1 protein-coding gene is annotated in these 870 nt (G+C 60.3%); it reads left to right on the top strand.

Annotated elements, in window-relative coordinates:
• A partial coding sequence (locus tag EN925_RS37805) for an ABC transporter substrate-binding protein (protein ID WP_245487462.1) occupies positions 1–795 on the top strand: 795 nt, incomplete at its 5' end.
• Positions 796–870 lie beyond the last annotated feature (75 nt).

The following is an 870-nucleotide window of genomic DNA, read 5'->3' as shown; positions in this document are numbered from 1 at the left end:
CTCTACGACTTCGAATGGGCCAACAAGAACCTGTTCGGCGGCAAATACACGCGCACGATGAGTTACTGGCAGAATTCCGAGCTTTCCGCGCTCGGCCATCCGGCCGACGACAGGGAGAAAGCGCTTCTGGCGCCCTACCCCGGCCGCGTGCCGGCCGATGTCATGGACGGCACATGGCGGCCGCCGGTGACCGACGGATCGGGCCAGGATCGGCGCGTCGTGAAGGCAGCTTTCGATCTTTTGAAAAGTGTCGGCTACCACGTGCAGAATGGAACGATGCTTGATCCCGAAGGCAAACCCTTCGGCTTTGAGATCCTGACCGCTTCGCAGGACGAGGAGCGCCTTGCCGGCATCTATCAGCGCACGCTGGAGAAGATCGGCATCAATCTCACCATTCGCAGCCTCGACGGCGATCAGATCCAGTCGCGCAAGCAGCGCTTCGATTTCGAGGTCTTGGTCGGATCGAGCGGCTTCAACAATTCGTTGTCACCCGGCATCGAGCAGAGCGGGCGCTGGAGTTCGACTGCCGCCCGGACGGAAGGCTCGTTCAATCTCGCCGGCGTCGCCGATCCGGCTGTGGACGCGGCAATCGAGGCGATGCTGCGCGCCCGCTCCAAGGAGGATTATGTTGCCGCCGTTCGCGTTCTCGACCGGCTGCTGATCTCCGGCAACTACATGGTGCCGATGCAGTACAACACGCAGCAATGGATCGCCTACTGGAACTACCTGGAACATCCGCAAAAGACGCCCATATTCGGGTATCAACTGCCAACATGGTGGCGCAAACCCAACTGAGGGATCAGGAGATCGAGATGAGCGAATTGAACGCCATCACCGTCGATGTGGTTTCCGATGTCGTCTGCCCCTGGT

Origin of the sequence: Mesorhizobium sp. M7A.F.Ca.US.006.04.2.1 (assembly GCF_004022915.1) — a bacterium.
In the GTDB taxonomy this organism is placed as follows: Bacteria; Pseudomonadota; Alphaproteobacteria; order Rhizobiales; family Rhizobiaceae; genus Mesorhizobium; species Mesorhizobium ciceri.
This window is presented reverse-complemented; position numbering and strand designations above follow the sequence as displayed.